Origin of the sequence: Paraburkholderia aspalathi, from assembly GCF_900116445.1 — a bacterium.
Taxonomy (GTDB): domain Bacteria; phylum Pseudomonadota; class Gammaproteobacteria; order Burkholderiales; family Burkholderiaceae; genus Paraburkholderia; species Paraburkholderia aspalathi.
The window spans coordinates 387,261-403,034 of record NZ_FPBH01000003.1 but is presented as its reverse complement, the minus strand read 5'-3'; the positions used below and the strand labels follow the sequence as shown (position 1 = coordinate 403,034).

At 62.3% G+C, this 15,774-nt stretch carries 14 protein-coding genes; 13 read left to right on the top strand and 1 reads right to left on the bottom strand.

Annotation, left to right across the window (positions count from 1 at the left end; translation table 11 throughout):
• Window positions 1-28 precede the first annotated feature (28 nt).
• A complete protein-coding gene (gene bamC / locus BM438_RS06765; protein WP_093633531.1) occupies window positions 29-1,168 on the top strand; it encodes an outer membrane protein assembly factor BamC in 1,140 nt (379 codons plus the stop codon).
• Window positions 1,169-1,175: 7 nt separating this feature from the next.
• Window positions 1,176-1,949, top strand: a complete 774-nt coding sequence (locus BM438_RS06760; protein ID WP_093633530.1) for an MBL fold metallo-hydrolase — start codon at window positions 1,176-1,178, stop codon at window positions 1,947-1,949.
• A gap of 151 nt (window positions 1,950-2,100) precedes the next feature.
• On the opposite strand, the gene BM438_RS06755 is transcribed toward BM438_RS06760, so the two are convergent.
• Window positions 2,101-2,799, bottom strand: coding sequence for a Bax inhibitor-1/YccA family protein (locus tag BM438_RS06755; RefSeq protein ID WP_093633529.1), 699 nt, complete (start codon window positions 2,797-2,799; stop codon window positions 2,101-2,103).
• A 311-nt stretch (window positions 2,800-3,110) separates the two neighbouring features.
• Between BM438_RS06755 and ndk the strand changes: the two genes are divergently transcribed.
• The 11 genes from ndk to hflK all read left to right on the top strand — a co-directional run bounded on the left by ndk (window position 3,111) and on the right by hflK (window position 15,768).
• Entirely contained in the window at window positions 3,111-3,536 is a 426-nt protein-coding gene (gene ndk, locus BM438_RS06750) for a nucleoside-diphosphate kinase (protein ID WP_012433533.1), read from the top strand.
• 214 nt (window positions 3,537-3,750) lie between these two features.
• The gene (rlmN, locus tag BM438_RS06745; protein WP_028199529.1) at window positions 3,751-4,902 is read left to right on the top strand and encodes a dual-specificity RNA methyltransferase RlmN; all 1,152 of its coding nucleotides are present in this window, start codon (window positions 3,751-3,753) and stop codon (window positions 4,900-4,902) included.
• A 216-nt stretch (window positions 4,903-5,118) separates the two neighbouring features.
• Entirely contained in the window at window positions 5,119-6,249 is a 1,131-nt protein-coding gene (locus BM438_RS06740; protein WP_093633528.1) for a helix-turn-helix domain-containing protein, read from the top strand.
• Between the two features lie 86 nt (window positions 6,250-6,335).
• Complete coding sequence (gene ispG, locus BM438_RS06735) at window positions 6,336-7,652, top strand: flavodoxin-dependent (E)-4-hydroxy-3-methylbut-2-enyl-diphosphate synthase (protein WP_054038222.1); 1,317 nt, start codon at window positions 6,336-6,338, stop codon at window positions 7,650-7,652.
• 20 nt (window positions 7,653-7,672) lie between these two features.
• Window positions 7,673-9,013: a histidine--tRNA ligase gene (gene hisS, locus BM438_RS06730; protein WP_093633527.1), complete on the top strand. Its 1,341-nt coding sequence runs from the start codon at window positions 7,673-7,675 to the stop codon at window positions 9,011-9,013.
• Window positions 9,014-9,079: 66 nt separating this feature from the next.
• On the top strand, window positions 9,080-9,709 hold the full coding sequence (locus BM438_RS06725; RefSeq protein WP_054038226.1) for a YfgM family protein: 630 nt from the start codon (window positions 9,080-9,082) through the stop codon (window positions 9,707-9,709).
• 75 nt (window positions 9,710-9,784) lie between these two features.
• Window positions 9,785-10,930, top strand: a complete 1,146-nt coding sequence (gene bamB / locus BM438_RS06720) for an outer membrane protein assembly factor BamB (RefSeq protein WP_093633526.1) — start codon at window positions 9,785-9,787, stop codon at window positions 10,928-10,930.
• A 435-nt stretch (window positions 10,931-11,365) separates the two neighbouring features.
• Window positions 11,366-12,703, top strand: coding sequence for a ribosome biogenesis GTPase Der (gene der, locus BM438_RS06715; RefSeq protein ID WP_093633525.1), 1,338 nt, complete (start codon window positions 11,366-11,368; stop codon window positions 12,701-12,703).
• A 153-nt stretch (window positions 12,704-12,856) separates the two neighbouring features.
• Window positions 12,857-13,093 (top strand): RNA chaperone Hfq, encoded by a 237-nt coding sequence (gene hfq, locus BM438_RS06710; protein WP_006051315.1) that lies wholly within the window; start codon window positions 12,857-12,859, stop codon window positions 13,091-13,093.
• 73 nt (window positions 13,094-13,166) lie between these two features.
• Window positions 13,167-14,339 carry a GTPase HflX gene (gene hflX, locus BM438_RS06705; protein ID WP_408194124.1) on the top strand — a complete coding sequence of 391 codons (1,173 nt, stop codon included), beginning with the start codon at window positions 13,167-13,169 and terminating at the stop codon, window positions 14,337-14,339.
• A gap of 49 nt (window positions 14,340-14,388) precedes the next feature.
• On the top strand, window positions 14,389-15,768 hold the full coding sequence (gene hflK, locus BM438_RS06700) for an FtsH protease activity modulator HflK (protein ID WP_093633523.1): 1,380 nt from the start codon (window positions 14,389-14,391) through the stop codon (window positions 15,766-15,768).
• Window positions 15,769-15,774: the final 6 nt, after the last annotated feature.

Here is a 15,774-nt window from a genome sequence, read left to right as displayed (position 1 = left end):
ACCGCGTTCCAGCATCACGAAGGACCTCATGAAACGTTCCGCACTTTCCCTCCACGCAACCCGCATGGCGGCGCTGGCGCTTGCCCTGGTAACGCTCGCCGGCTGTGACACGCTGAACGACTGGTTCGCCTCCGACCGCGTCAACTACAAGGGCGCGGGCAGCGCACCGCCGCTCGCCGTTCCGGGTGACCTGAGCACCGCGCCGACCGACGGGCGCTATGTTGCGCCGCCGGCCAACCTGGCACTGGGCGGCGCGCAGCAACGCGCGGTCACGGCGGCGGGTAATTCCACCGAAGGCCAGCCGAATGCGCAAGACCCGCTGGGCATGCACATCGAGCGTGACGGCGATCGTCGCTGGCTGGTCGTCGACGGCCGCACGCCCGAACAACTGTGGCCGCAGCTGCAGGAGTTCTGGCAGGAAAACGGCTTCGCGCTGAAAACCGATGCGCCGGCCACGGGCATCATGACCACCGACTGGGCTGAAAACCGCGCCAATATTCCGGACGACTGGTTCCGTCGCACGGTCGGCAAGGTGATCGACTTCGCTTACTCGTCGGGCACCCGTGACAGCTTCCGCACGCTCGTGTCGCGCGGACCGGCTGACACGACGGACATCTCGATCACGCATAGCGCGATGGAAGAAATGCTGACGGGCCAGGACAAGACGTCGTCGCGCTGGGAAGAGCGTCCGCGCGATCCGGCGCTGGAAGCGCTGTTCCTGACCAAGCTGATGCAGAAGTTCGGCCTGACCGAAGCGCAGTCGAAGCAACTCCTGACTGATGCCCGTTCGGCCACCGCGCCGGCTACGATCGACCAGAGCGCGGGCGCATCGACGCTCGACTTGCAGGAATCGTTCGACCGTGCATGGCTGCGCGTGGGTCTCGCGCTTGACCGCACCAACTTCACGGTCGACAACCGCGATCGCGCGAAAGGCATCTATTACGTGCGTTACGCGGATTCGATGCAGGAGCTGAAGAAGGAGGGGCTCTTCGGCAAGCTGTTCTACAGCGGCAATTCGGTGAAGAAGCCGGGTCAGGAATTCCTCGTCAATGTGCGCTCGAAGGGCGACGCCGTGACGCAGGTGGCGGTGCTGGACGCGAACGGGCAGGTGGATAACTCGTCCGACGCGCAGCGCATCGTGACGTTGCTGCACGCGCAACTGAACTAAGCGGGCTGTGCGCTTCGCCAGTCTCGGCAGCGGCAGTGAAGGCAATGCCTTGCTGGTGGAAGCGCAATGCGGCGCGACCACCACGCGCGTTCTGCTCGATTGCGGCTTTTCGGCCAAGGAAGTCGAGCGGCGTCTAACGCGGCTCGGCGCGGGCGTCGAAGGTCTCGACGCCATTCTGATTACACATGAACACAGCGACCACATTGGCAGCGCGCTGACGCTGGCGCGCAAGTGGTCGATTCCGTTGTACATGAGCTGGGGCACCGCCCGCGCGGTGGGCGCCGACGAAGCCGACGTCGACCTGCAGGTGCTGTGGGGCGACGAGGCGGTGGCGATCGGCGACCTCAGCATCCTCCCTTACACCGTTCCTCACGACGCCCGCGAGCCGCTGCAGTACGTGCTCTCCAACGGCGCGAGCCGGCTTGGCGTGCTGACCGACGTCGGCACTTCCACGCCGCATATCAGCGCGGTGCTGAGCGGCTGCGACGCGCTGGTGCTCGAATGCAATCACGACGTGCGAATGCTGGCGGGTAGCCGGTATCCGCAATCGCTGAAGGCGCGTATCGGCGGCAATCACGGGCATCTGAACAACGAAGCCGCGGCTGAAATCCTGGCCTCGCTCGACCGTTCGCGCTTGCGCCATCTGGTGGCCGCGCATCTGAGCCAGCAGAACAACACACCGGAACTCGCGCAGGCCGCCATAGCGGGTGTGTTGGGCGCCGCGCCAACCGAAGTGGTGGTCGCCTCTCAGGATGAGGGCTTCGCCTGGCTGAGCTTGTGATCCGTCTCTGATTGACTGGCATTTGACATTGCCAGGCTCGGTGATTCACCGCTGACTTGCCGGCAGTGCAAAGAAAAAAGCCCATGACGATTGCTCGCCATGGGCTTTTTCTTCAAGGCCGGCGTTTCGGGCGCCGCGCCTTGCGTCAGACTTAGTTGCGGTTGCCGCCGAAGATGCCGAGCAGCGCGAGCAGGTTGACGAACACGTTGTACAGATCCAGGTAGATCGCGAGGGTAGCGGTGATGTAGTTCGTTTCACCGCCGTTCACGACGCGCTGGACGTCGAACAGCATGTAGGCCGAGAAGATCACGATGGCCAGCACCGACACCGTCAGCATCAACGCCGGCAGGTGCAGGAAGATGTTGGCGACCGAAGCCAGCAGCAGCACGATGACGCCCATGAACAGCCACTTGCCGAGGCCCGAGAAGTCACGCTTGCTGACCGTGGCGATCGTTGCCATGGCGGCGAAGATCACACCAGTGCCACCAAAGGCCAGCATGATGAGCGACGGGCCGTTCGAAAAACCGAGCACGAAGCTCAGGATGCGCGACAGCATCAGGCCCATGAAGAACGTGAAGCCGAGCAGCACAAACACGCCAATGGCGCTGTCTTTGGTTTTCTGGATGGCGAACATGAAACCGAAGGCGATCGCGAAGAACGCCAGCATGCTCATGCCGGGGCTGGTGGCGGCGAACAGCGAGAAACCGGTTGCCACGCCCACCCATGCGCCGAGCACGGTCGGAATCATGGACAGCGCTAGCAGCCAGTAGGTGTTCCGTAGTACGCGGTTGCGTGTTTCGACCGTGCTGACTGCGCCATTGCGGCCAAAGCTATACGGATGATCGTTCATGGTCTCTCCTTACCTCAGAAGCATGTTGCGTAATGGTTGTGCCGCGGGTTGCGCAGCAGGTGGTGCGTCAGGTAGTGCGGCGCCGGCCGGAATGCTTGCCGCCAGTCGCAGGGTGTTCATCCCTAAGATTGGCGCGGTGGCAGGGAGTTTCAATACCCAGAAAATGTCCACACGACCTACGCTACCAGTATTCAGAAACTCCTGCTTGGAGTCTTTCAATGTTGTAAGGGTTCAATCGCAATCATACACGGGAACATGCTACAATAGCGGATTCATTTGAATCTGTAACCTCTTAATTTTTTGGAGTTTTTATGGCGATCGAACGCACCCTGTCGATTATCAAGCCGGACGCAGTGGCCAAGAACGTGATCGGTCAGATCTACAGCCGTTTCGAAAACGCTGGCCTGAAGATCGTGGCTTCGCGCATGGTCCACCTGTCGCGCGCTGACGCAGAGAAGTTCTACGCTGTGCACGCTGCACGCCCGTTCTTCAAGGACCTGGTCGATTTCATGATCTCGGGCCCGGTGGTCGTGCAAGCGCTGGAAGGCGAAAACGCGATCCTGAAGCACCGCGACCTGATGGGCGCAACGGATCCGAAGAAGGCAGAAAAGGGCACGATCCGCGCTGACTTCGCTGACAGCATCGACGCTAACGCGGTGCATGGTTCGGACGCCGCTGAAACAGCTGCAGTTGAAATCGCGTTCTTCTTCCCGCAAGTGAACGTCTACTCGCGTTAAGCGGGTTTAGGCAGGTTTGAGCGCGTCTGAACGCGCTTGCCCTGCAAGGCGCTATCCGCGCGATTCGTGCGCTGCCGTTGGATTTGTCGCACGAATCCGCACGAACAGCCCGGCAAAGTAGTAAGGTAAAGCAGCAGGAATGGGCGCGAACGGCATTGCGTTCATGCAGCTTGTTGCATGAACGTAGTCTCGCACTGAAATGGCAGGATTCGATATGACGAGCAGTCCCACCGTCAACCTTCTCGACCTCGACGCCCAAGGGCTTGTCGCTTACTGCGACAGCCTGGGCGAGAAGCCGTTTCGCGCCAAGCAATTGCAGCGCTGGATCCACCAGTACAACGCCGCCGACTTCGACGGCATGACCGATCTGGCGAAGTCCTTGCGCGAAAAGCTCAAAGGGCGCGCAACGATCACGATGCCCGGCATCGTCAGCGACAATATTTCGACCGACGGCACACGCAAGTGGCTGATCGACGTCGGCAACAGCAACGCGGTTGAAACCGTCTACATTCCCGAAGAAACGCGTGGCACGCTGTGCGTGTCGTCGCAGGCGGGGTGCGCGGTCAACTGCCGTTTCTGTTCGACCGGCAAACAGGGTTTCTCCCGCAATCTCACCACCGGCGAAATCATCGGCCAGCTGCGTATGGCCGAGTTCGCGTTGCGCGCGACGCGCGGCACGGATGGCGGCCGCGCCACGGGCGGTGACGGCAAAGGCGAGCGTGTCGTCACGAACGTGGTGATGATGGGTATGGGCGAGCCGCTGCTCAATTACGACGCGGTGGTGCCCGCCATGCGCCTGATGCTGGACGATAACGCGTACGGCCTGTCGCGCCGCCGCGTCACACTATCCACTTCGGGCGTCGTGCCCATGATGGACCGGCTTGGCGCCGATCTGCCGGTGGCGCTCGCGGTCTCGCTGCATGCCCCGAGCGACCCGCTGCGCGACATGCTGGTGCCGCTGAACAAGAAGTATCCGTTGCGCGAATTGATGGCCGCTTGCCAGCGCTATCTGAAAGTCGCGCCGCGCGATTTCATTACGTTCGAATATTGCATGCTCGACGGCGTGAACGACAGCGAAGCGCAAGCGCGCGAATTGCTGGCGGTTACGCGCGACGTACCGTGCAAGTTCAACCTGATTCCGTTCAATCCGTTCCCTGAATCGGGCCTCATCCGCTCGAAGCCGGAACAGATCAAGCGGTTTGCACAAGTGTTGATGGACGCGGGCGTCGTCACCACAGTGCGTAAGACACGCGGCGATGATATCGACGCTGCCTGCGGTCAGTTGGCCGGTGCGGTGAAAGACCGCACGCGCCTCGCTGAGCGCACCGGGAAGGCAGCGAAGATTATCGAGGTGCGCGCCGTGTAATCGCGCGAGATAGTGGGGCGCGACCGTTCGGAGGAAAGCGATCCGGGCGTGTGAAAACGCTCCACGCCTCCGCGGTTGAAAAGAAAGTTTGCAGAAGCGATCGGAAGCGGCACACAAGGCCGCGCATTTTGTTATAAACGGTCTGCGATTCGGGCGTGAGGCTTTGGCCCGTCCGGGTTGCACAAGTGAAAAAGAATCGACGCGAAAGGATTTGGGATGAGTGAGCCGCAGCACCCGCAGCCGCAGCCGCAGGACACAGACACAAACGAAGGCCATCCGGCGCCAGTCGCCCGGGCGGTAGTGCAGCCTGTTGAGCAGCCGGGCCCGGCGAGTTTCGATTCCCTGGCGGCAGTTGGCGCGCGCTTGACCCAATTGCGTGAATTGAAGGGCTGGACGATCGAAGACGTGTCGGCGCGCCTGAAGGTCTCCGTCACCAAGCTGCGTGCGCTCGAATCGGGCGACATCAGCCATCTGCCGGACACGACCTTCGCGCTCGGCGTGGTGCGCAGCTACGCGAAGATGCTCGGCGCGGATCCCACGCCGTTTACGCAGGCTTTGCGCCGCGAGAAGGGTGTGCCCGCGCCGGATCTGTCGATGCCGGCATCGTCGGGCAAGGATTTGCCGCGCGGTCGTGTATCGCTGTCGCTCGGCGGCAGTGGACAAAAGAGCCGCTCATGGCTGTGGGGCATTGCAGCGATAATCGTCGCGGTGATCGCGCTCGGTATGTGGCATACCAATGGCGGTGATTCGTCGGCGTGGCTCGCACGATTGAAGGCGAGCGCCAACGGCGCGGCGGGTGGCGCGACCGGTGCATCGGGCGCGGTGGCGCAGGGTCAGCCGGCAGGTTCCGAGGCAACCGCGGAAGACGCGGCTTCGGCCCCGGAAGCGCAGGCCGCAACGGATAACGCAGCGTCGGGTACGCCGATGCCCGCCCCGCTGGCAACCGGTGAAGCGCCGTCTCCCGCTCCGGCGGTCACGGCAGCAGCAGTCGCCCCGAAGGCCGGTTCGCAGGTTCAGGCGGCGGCGCAAGGCGCGAGCGCGCCGGTGGTCGCCGCGATAGGCGCATCGGCGGCAGCGGATACGGCGGCGCCGGCCGCGGGTGAGGCGATCATTGCGTTGCGCGTGACGCAGGACAGCTGGTTCAGCGTGCGTGGCAAGGACGGCAAGGAAGTGTTCTCCGGCCTCGTGCACGCAGGCGATACGAAGGAAGTGACGGGCGCGGCCCCTTTCAAGGTCACGGTCGGCAACAAGGCGGGTCTCGAGTCGCTTACGCTCGATGGTCAGCCAGTCGATCCGTCGAAATATTCGGCAGCCAAGGGTAACGTGGCGCGCTTCGCGTTGCCTTGATAGATACGGTATGCGTCGCGGCCAACCGGTTCGCGGCGCTTTTTCAATTCAGGCGCTACGTCTTTTGTGTGGCGCATGCGGCGTAAATGGGTTTTTCGATGCAATCCGAAGCTCAATCCCAATCCAGTAGCAAGATCGTTTCAAACGAGCCGGTGTTCGGCGGCCACGCTGCGCGGCGCAAGTCGCACGCAGTCGATGTGCGCTGGGGCGGTCAGCTCGTCACCATCGGCGGCGATGCGCCCGTGCGCGTCCAGTCGATGACCAACACCGACACCGCGGACGCGATCGGCACGGCGATCCAGATCAAGGAACTGGCGCAAGCCGGTTCGGAACTGGTGCGTATCACGGTCAATACGCCGGAAGCGGCGGCGGCCGTGCCGGCGGTTCGCGAGCAGCTCGACCGCATGGGCGTGTCGGTGCCGCTGGTCGGCGATTTTCATTACAACGGCCATTTGCTGCTGCGCGATTACCCCGCGTGCGCGGAGTCGTTGTCGAAGTACCGGATCAATCCGGGCAATGTCGGCCACGGCGCGAAGCGCGACACGCAGTTCGCGCAAATGATCGAAGCGGCGGTGAAGTACGACAAGCCGGTGCGGATCGGCGTCAACTGGGGCAGCCTCGACCAGGACCTGCTCGCGAAGATGATGGACGAAAACGCCGCGCGTTCCACGCCGTGGGAAGCGCAGAGCGTGATGTACGAAGCGCTGATCCAGTCGGCGATTGGCTCGGCAGAGCGCGCGGTCGAAATCGGCCTGCCGCGCAACAAGATCATTCTGTCGTGCAAGGTCAGCGGCGTGCAGGATCTGATCGCGGTGTATCGTGAACTCGCACGCCGTTGCGACTTCGCGCTGCATCTGGGTCTGACCGAAGCGGGCATGGGGTCGAAGGGCATTGTGGCGTCGACCGCTGCGTTGTCGGTGTTGCTGCAGCAAGGCATCGGCGACACGATCCGTATCTCGCTCACACCGGAGCCGGGTGGCCCGCGCACGGGTGAAGTGATCGTCGGCCAGGAAATTCTGCAGACCATGGGCCTGCGCTCGTTCACGCCAATGGTGATCGCGTGCCCGGGTTGTGGCCGCACCACCAGCACGCTGTTCCAGGAGCTGGCGTCGCAAATCCAGACCTATCTGCGCACGCAGATGCCGGTGTGGCGCGATCAATATCCTGGCGTCGAAAAGATGCACGTCGCGGTGATGGGCTGCATCGTCAACGGTCCGGGCGAATCGAAACAGGCGAATATCGGCATCAGCTTGCCGGGTTCGGGCGAAAATCCGGCCGCGCCGGTGTTCATCGACGGCGAGAAGGTCAAGACGCTGCGCGGCGAGAACATCGCGCAAGAATTCCAGCAAATCGTGAGTGACTACGTCGAGCGCCGCTATGGCCGCGCCGAAGCACTCAACTAAATACCGCCAATCGAAGACAGATGACTGAACAGAAGAAAAAGCTCGAAAAGTTGTCCGGTGTGAAGGGCATGAATGACATCCTTCCGCAGGACGCCGGGCTGTGGGAATTTTTTGAAGCGACCGTCAAGTCGATGCTGCGCTCGTACGGATACCAGAATATTCGTACGCCGATCATCGAGCATACGCAGTTGTTCAAGCGCGGTATCGGTGAGGTGACCGACATCGTCGAGAAAGAGATGTACAGCTTTACCGACGCATTGAACGGCGAAAATCTGACGATGCGCCCGGAAAATACGGCGGCTGTGGTGCGTGCGACGATCGAGCACAACATGCTGTACGACGGTCCGAAGCGCCTGTGGTACATCGGCCCGATGTTCCGTCACGAGCGTCCGCAGCGCGGCCGTTATCGCCAGTTCCATCAGGTCGGCGTGGAAGCGCTGGGCTTTGCCGGTCCGGACGCCGACGCCGAAATCATCATGATGTGCCAGCGTCTGTGGGACGACCTCGGCTTAATGGGCATCAAGCTCGAGCTCAATTCGCTGGGTCTCGTGGAAGAGCGCGCGGCGCATCGCGTCGAGTTGATCGCCTACCTCGAAAAGCACATGGACGTGCTCGACGAAGAGGCGAAGCGCCGTCTGTACACGAACCCGCTGCGCGTGCTCGACACGAAAAATCCGGCCATGCAGGAAGTCGCGCAGAACGCGCCCAAGCTGATCGATTTTCTCGGCGAAGAATCGCGCGCGCACTTCGAAGGCCTGCAGCGCATTCTGAAGGCGAACAACATTCCGTTCACGATCAATCCGCGTCTCGTGCGCGGTCTCGATTATTACAACCTGACCGTGTTCGAATGGGTGACCGACAAGCTCGGCGCGCAAGGCACGGTCGCGGCCGGCGGCCGTTACGATCCGCTGATCGAACAGCTCGGCGGTAAGCCGACGGGCGCATGCGGCTGGGCCATGGGCGTCGAGCGTATCCTCGAATTGCTGAAAGAAGATCAGCTCGTGCCGGAAGACGAGGGCTGCGACGTATACGTGGTCCATCAGGGCGACGCGGCGCGCGAACAGGCCTTTATCATCGCCGAGCGTTTGCGCGACACGGGTCTCGACGTGATCCTGCATTGCAGCGCGGACGGTCAGACGGCGAGCTTCAAGTCGCAAATGAAGCGTGCTGACGCGAGCGGCGCGGCATTCGCGGTGGTCCTCGGCGAAGACGAGATTGCGAACGGCACGGTCGGCGTCAAACCGCTCCGTGATACAAGTTCTAACGGCGGTAAAAACGAGCAACATAACGTGCCCGCCGAAGACTTGACCGAATTTCTAATCAATGCGATGGTTGCAACCGCCGAAGACGGCGACGACTGATCGCGATGTCGTCGGGCCCCTTGGCTCGACACGCACACGTATCAAGAAAGAGGAAATCGCCGGGCGATGAGTTACCACGACGAACAAGAATCGATTGAAAGTCTGAAAGCATGGTGGACGCAGTGGGGCAATGCAACCACGTGGATCGTGCTGGTGGCCCTGGTTGCCGCCGCCGGCTGGAACGGCTGGAATTTCTGGCAACGGCGCCAGGCCGCGGAAGCCGCGGTGCTGTATGACCAGGTGCAGCAGGCCGTGGCATCGGGCGACAAGGCGAAGATCACGCGCGTTGCCACCGATATGGAAGACAAGTTCAGCCGCACCGCGTATGCGCAGATGACCGCGCTGGGCGCCGCCAAGGCGCTGTACGCCGCGGGTGACGAAGCCGCCGCGAAGGCCCAGTTGCAATGGACCATCGATCACGCAAAAGACGACGAGTTCAAGCAGATCGCCAAGCTCCGTCTGGCTTCGCTGCTGCTCGACGACAAGGCTTACGACCAGGGGCTCGCACTGCTCGCCGAACCGCAGTCCGATGCGTTCAAGGGCATTGTGGCGGACGGCCGCGGTGATCTGCTCGCCGCCCAAGGCAAGCGTGACGATGCGCGCGCTGCCTACAAGCTTGCCCTCGACTCGCTGTCGAAAAACGATAGCTCGGCTCGCCAGTTGATTCAGTTCAAGCTGGATGCGCTGGGCGGCTAATCGCCGCATGCAGCGCGCCGCATGACACGACCAACCGGTCTCCTTTAACTCATTTCCTGAATGCTTCGTCCACCGATGAATCTGCTGAAACGTTACGCTGTGCCCGTTGCCTGTGCGATGACCGTGCTCACCATGGCGGCTTGCTCATCCACGAAAGACGAGCGCCGCGAGCCCACGCCGCTCACCGAGTTCAAACCCGTGCTCGACGTGCAGCAGGCGTGGAAGACGAGCGTCGGCAAGGCGGGTCGTTACCTGTTCTCGCCGGTCGCGGTCGGCAACGCGGTGTACGCGGCGGGCGCGAACGGCTCGGTTGCGAAGATCGACGCGCAAACCGGCAAGGACATCTGGCGCGTCAAGTTGCGTGACGATCTGTCGGCCGGTGTCGGCAGCGACGGCACGCTCACGGCGGTCGGCGGCCTGAAGGGCGATGTCTACGTGCTCGGCGCGGACGGCAAACAATTGTGGACCGCCAAGGCGCCTGGCGAAATCATCTCGCCGCCGCTGGTCGGCAACGGCCTCGTGGTGGTGCGCACGGTCGACGGTCAGATCGTCGCGTTCAACGCGCAAACTGGCGAGCAGAAGTGGAATTATCGCAACCGCGCGGTGCCGCTCAACCTGCGCGTGTCCTCGGGCATGACGTTCGCGGGCGACGCGGCGGTGCTGGCCGGTTTCCCGGGCGGCGCGTTCGCCGCGATCAACCTGCAGACCGGTGACAACTACTGGCAGACCCCGGTGTCGTATCCGAAGGGGGTGACGGAAGTGGAGCGTATCAATGACGTGACAGGCCCGCCCACGCTGCTTGGTTCGGAAACCTGTGCGGTGACGTTCCAGGGTCAGATTGGCTGCTTCGACGCGAACTCGGGCCGCGCGGTGTGGGAAAAGGCGTTTTCGAGCACGAGCGGTCTCGCGCAGGATGACCGTGCCGTGGTGGCGGCCGACGACTGGTCGGTGGTGTCGGCGTTCGACGTCAGCAACGGCGCGACCCTGTGGAAGAACGACAAGCTGAAGAATCGCGAACTCAGCGTCCCGTTCATTCTGGGTCATGCCGCCGTGCTGGGCGACTATCAGGGCTACGTGCACTTCCTGTCGCGCGACGACGGTACACTCGTGGCCCGTGTGAAGACCGACGGCACCCCGATTACCGCAGCGCCGGTGCTGGCCGGCGAAACGCTGGTCGTGCTGACACACGACGGCGATCTGTACGGCTACCGTCCGCGCTGATCGCGCAGACTATTGGCAGTCAAGCGTCGTCAAACGTGCAGGCCGGCTTCGCCGGCCGCACGCGTTTTTGTTGTATAGCTGGGCAACTAGAAATATTCCGCCGGACTGGCTGGTCCGGCAAGTCGGATCAGAAACGGCCCATGTGGCCATCGGTGGCTGCTTGCGGCGCCACCTTCGACGGCATCCTGGTCGATACGCAGAGAATCGTATCGAACCGGCGTGTGAGCCGTTGAGCAAGAAAGACTGAAGCTGGCGGCCCATTGGCGCTGCCCCATACAGCCAAACCCCCGTCCGCCCGGGTGCGCATATTGACAGCACATCCGGGGCTGGCCGAATTCGTGATAATTTTCGTCAAAGGCTGCCGTGTAGCGGCCGCATGGCGTCGCTACGCGGGCCGTCGATTTCGATCCCGCGTTTCACCGTGAACAACATCTGATGAAACCCGTTATTGCCCTGGTTGGGCGCCCCAATGTGGGGAAATCCACGCTATTCAACCGTCTCACGCGCACGCGTGATGCGCTGGTTGCCGACCTGCCCGGTCTCACCCGCGATCGCCATTACGGCGAGGGGCGCGCCGGCGACCGGCCGTATCTGGTCGTCGATACCGGCGGCTTCGAGCCGGTCGCGAAAGACGGCATCCTGCACGAGATGGCGCGTCAAACCCGCCAGGCGGTCGAGGAATCGGACGTCGTCGTGTTCATCGTCGACGGCCGCAACGGCCTCGCGCCGCAGGACAAAACGATTGCCGACTACCTGCGCAAGACCGGCCGGCCGATCTTCCTCGTCGTCAACAAGGCGGAGGGGATGAAGTACAGCACAGTGGCCGCCGACTTCTACGAACTCGGTCTCGGCGACCCGCGCGCGATTTCGTCGGCACACGGCGACGGCGTCACCGAAATGATCAATGACGCGCTGGGTGTCGCGTATGCCGGACAGCCGGAAGAGAGCGACGAGGAAAAACAGGCGCACGGCGTGAAGATCGCGATCGTCGGCCGGCCGAACGTCGGCAAGTCGACCTTGATCAATGCGCTGGTGGGCGAAGAGCGCGTGATCGCGTTCGACATGCCGGGCACCACGCGCGATTCGATCTACGTCGACTTCGAGCGTCAAGGCAAACCCTACACGCTGATCGACACGGCCGGTTTGCGCCGTCGCGGCAAGGTGTTCGAAGCGATCGAGAAGTTCTCGGTGGTGAAAACGCTGCAGTCGATTTCGGACGCGAACGTCGTGATCCTGCTGCTTGACGCGCAACAGGATATTTCCGAACAGGACGCTCACATTGCCGGTTTCGTGGTGGAGCAGGGCCGTGCGCTGGTGGTGGGCGTGAACAAATGGGACGGGCTCGATTCGCATGTGCGCGAGCGCACTAAGGCCGACATCGAGCGCAAACTAAAATTTCTCGACTTCGCCAAATTCCACTTCATTTCCGCCGCGGAAAAAACCGGAATCGGCCCGCTGATGCGCTCGGTCGACGACGCCTACGCCGCCGCCATGGCCAAGCTGCCGACGCCGAAGTTGACGCGTGCGCTGATCGAGGCAGTGGAATTCCAGCAGCCGCGCCGACGCGGTCCGGTGCGCCCGAAATTGCGTTACGCGCACCAGGGCGGACAGAATCCGCCGATCATCGTGATTCACGGCAATGCGCTCGATGCGATCACCGAAACGTACAAACGCTACCTCGAAAACCGCTTCCGGGAAACTTTCAAGCTGACTGGGACTCCATTGCGCATAGAGTTCAGATCGTCGACGAACCCTTACGCGGATAAAGGCTAAATCCAGGCTGAAACCCGCGTGTGTGTTGGGTTTGGCCGCAAGGCCGGCCCGCTCGCGCAAAAATGAAAATCGGCTATAGTGTAGCGGTTGACGGCGGATCTCTTTTTCTTCGTCGTCAATTCAGTCAACCTGCAAAAAAATACGGAGTTTGCTATGAGCAACAAAGGGCAATTGTTACAAGACCCGTTTTTGAACGCACTGCGTAAAGAGCATGTGCCGGTGTCGATCTACTTGGTCAACGGCATCAAGCTTCAAGGGAACATCGAATCGTTCGACCAGTACGTCGTGTTGCTCCGGAATACGGTCACCCAGATGGTTTACAAGCACGCAATTTCTACGGTCGTGCCTGCCCGTCCGGTGAATTTCCACCCGGATTCCGAACAGTCCTAACCCCCGTCCGCGGCCGGCGTAGCGTCGCCCGTTGGCGATTACTCCCGGCCGCCTTATTTTGATACCCTCCAATTTGATCAATGCAGCGCTTGTCGGCATCGACTTCGGTAAGATCGATTTCGAAGCCAGTCTGGAAGAACTCAGCCTGCTCGCGCAAAGCGCGGGCGCCAATCCCTTAGTCACCCTCACGGGGCGCCGGTCCAGTCCCGATGCCAAGATGTTTGTAGGCAGCGGCAAGGCCGAAGAATTGCGTCTTGCCTGTGAGGCGAACGACATCGAACTCGTCATTTTCAATCACGCACTGGCGCCTGCGCAGCAGCGCAATCTGGAGCAGGCGCTTAACCGCCGCGTGATCGATCGCACCAGCCTCATCCTCGATATTTTTGCGCAACGCGCCCGCAGCCATGAAGGCAAGCTGCAGGTGGAGCTCGCGCAGTTGCAGTATCTATCGACGCGGCTAATCCGCGCATGGACCCACCTTGAACGCCAGAAGGGCGGTATCGGTTTGCGCGGCCCAGGCGAAACGCAGCTCGAAACTGACCGCCGTTTGATCGGTGAGCGCATCAAGGCGCTCAAAACCCGCCTCGAAAAACTGCGCCGCCAGCACGGCACGCAGCGCCGCGCGCGCAGCCGCAATCAGACGATGTCCGTGTCGCTCGTCGGCTACACCAACGCGGGCAAATCCACGCTCTTCAATGCGCTGACGAAGGCTCAGGCGTACGCCGCCGACCAGCTGTTCGCCACGCTGGACACCACGTCCCGCCGTGTCTATCTGGGCGACGAAGCCGGTCAGGTGGTGGTATCCGACACGGTCGGTTTCATCCGCGAATTGCCTCACCAGCTGGTGGCGGCTTTCCGCGCCACGCTCGAGGAAACCATTCACGCTGACCTGCTGCTGCATGTGGTCGACGCGTCGAGCGCCGTGCGTCTCGATCAGATCGATCAGGTGAACGAGGTGTTGCACGCAATTGGTGCGGATACGATCCGTCAGGTGCTGGTGTTCAATAAGATCGACGCCGTGCCGGAGTTGGCGGCCCGTGGCGACGCGGTCGAGCGGGATGAGTATGGTAATATTTCGCGCGTCTTTTTGAGCGCGCGCACGGGGCAAGGGCTGGATACATTGCGCGCTGCCATCGCTGAAATCGCTACTGCCGAACCTCTCTCCGATCCGCTGGTCGATCTATCGGAAGAAGACCGGTCGGCAGCACCACGCGAGGACCGTAAGGTCTCAGAACTCGGGCACTGACCCGCTCCAATTGCACTGACCCGCTGTCTACTCTGGTGAACGAACACAGGTGAACGATTACAACGAGCGGAGTATCTGGCTGCGCATGCGCGCCATGCTTTCACTGAACGATCCGCGCTGGGGCCGGGGCGACGGCAATGGCGAACGCCAACGACCTAACGAACCCAAGCGGCCGCCGGCCAAGGACGGTGAAGGCCCGCCCGATCTCGACGAGATGTGGCGCGATTTCAACCGCCGTTTGAGCCGCGTGTTCGGCCGCAAGGGCGGCGGTGCGGGTGGTGGCCGTCCGGACAACGGCCGCGGCGCGCGCATTGGCGTGGGCATCGTGATCGGCGTGTTGATCGCGATCTATCTCGGCAGCGGTGTGTTCGTCGTGCAGGATGGCCAGGCCGGCGTCGTGATGCAGTTCGGCAAGTATCGCTACACCGCGGGGCAGGGTGTGCATTGGCGCCTGCCGTATCCATTCGAAGCGCACGAGCTCGTCAACATCGGCCAGATTCGCCAGGTGGAGATCGGCCGTAACAACGTGGTGCGTCTCGCCAACGTGAAAGACGCGTCGATGCTCACGCACGACGCCGATATCATCGACGTGCGCTTCGCCGTGCAGTACCAGGTGAGCAAGCCGACCGACTATCTCTTCCGCAGCGTCGATCCCGATCAGAGCGTGATGCAGGCCGCGCAGGCGGCGGTGCGCAGCATCGTCGGTGCGCGCAGCACCAGCGACATCCTCTATCAGGATCGCGAAACAATTCGCCAGCAACTGATGGCGTCGATTCAGCAATCTTTGGATGAATACCAGTCCGGCCTCGCCGTGACCGGTGTGACGATCCAGGGTGTGCAGGTGCCCGACCAGGTGCAGGCCGCTTTCGACGATGCCGCCAAAGTGCGCCAGGACAACGAACGCGCCAAACGCGACGCGCAGGCCTATGCCGCCGAGCTGCTGCCGCGCGCGCAAGCGGATGTGGCGCATCAGGTCGACGAAGCGAAAACGTATAGCGACAAGACGGTGGCCCAGGCGCAAGGCGATGCCGAGCGCTTCAAGCAGGTCTACGCGCAGTACTCGAAAGCGCCCGCTGTGATTCGCGAGCGCATGTACCTGGAAACCATGCAGCAGATCTATTCGAATACGACCAAGGTGTTTGTGGACAGCAAGAGCGGCAACAACGTGTTGTATCTGCCGCTCGACAAGCTGGTCGAGCAGACTCGCCAGCGCGTAGCCGACGCTGCTGCAGCCGCTTCCGGTGCTGCCGTTACGTCGGGCGCCGCCGCGCCGCAAGCCGCGAGCAGCGCTGCCGCACCGGCTGCTGCTGCCGCTGCTTCCGCGCCCGCCGCGGTTGCGACGCCTGCCAGTCAGGCCGCCGCCAGCAGCGACGCACTGCGTTCACGCGACTCCTTCCGCAGCCGTATGCGCGAAGACGACGTTCAATAAGGAGCG

What these genes read in the sequence shown, in the direction of transcription:
- bamC (WP_093633531.1), top strand. Translation starts at nt 29, where the DNA reads ATGAAACGTTCCGCACTTTCCCTCCACGCAACCCGCATGGCGGCGCTG.
- BM438_RS06755 (WP_093633529.1), bottom strand. Translation starts at nt 2,799, where the DNA reads ATGAACGATCATCCGTATAGCTTTGGCCGCAATGGCGCAGTCAGCACG.
- ndk (WP_012433533.1), top strand. Translation starts at nt 3,111, where the DNA reads ATGGCGATCGAACGCACCCTGTCGATTATCAAGCCGGACGCAGTGGCC.
- rlmN (WP_028199529.1), top strand. Translation starts at nt 3,751, where the DNA reads ATGACGAGCAGTCCCACCGTCAACCTTCTCGACCTCGACGCCCAAGGG.
- BM438_RS06740 (WP_093633528.1), top strand. Translation starts at nt 5,119, where the DNA reads ATGAGTGAGCCGCAGCACCCGCAGCCGCAGCCGCAGGACACAGACACA.
- ispG (WP_054038222.1), top strand. Translation starts at nt 6,336, where the DNA reads ATGGGTTTTTCGATGCAATCCGAAGCTCAATCCCAATCCAGTAGCAAG.
- hisS (WP_093633527.1), top strand. Translation starts at nt 7,673, where the DNA reads ATGACTGAACAGAAGAAAAAGCTCGAAAAGTTGTCCGGTGTGAAGGGC.
- BM438_RS06725 (WP_054038226.1), top strand. Translation starts at nt 9,080, where the DNA reads ATGAGTTACCACGACGAACAAGAATCGATTGAAAGTCTGAAAGCATGG.
- bamB (WP_093633526.1), top strand. Translation starts at nt 9,785, where the DNA reads ATGAATCTGCTGAAACGTTACGCTGTGCCCGTTGCCTGTGCGATGACC.
- der (WP_093633525.1), top strand. Translation starts at nt 11,366, where the DNA reads ATGAAACCCGTTATTGCCCTGGTTGGGCGCCCCAATGTGGGGAAATCC.
- hfq (WP_006051315.1), top strand. Translation starts at nt 12,857, where the DNA reads ATGAGCAACAAAGGGCAATTGTTACAAGACCCGTTTTTGAACGCACTG.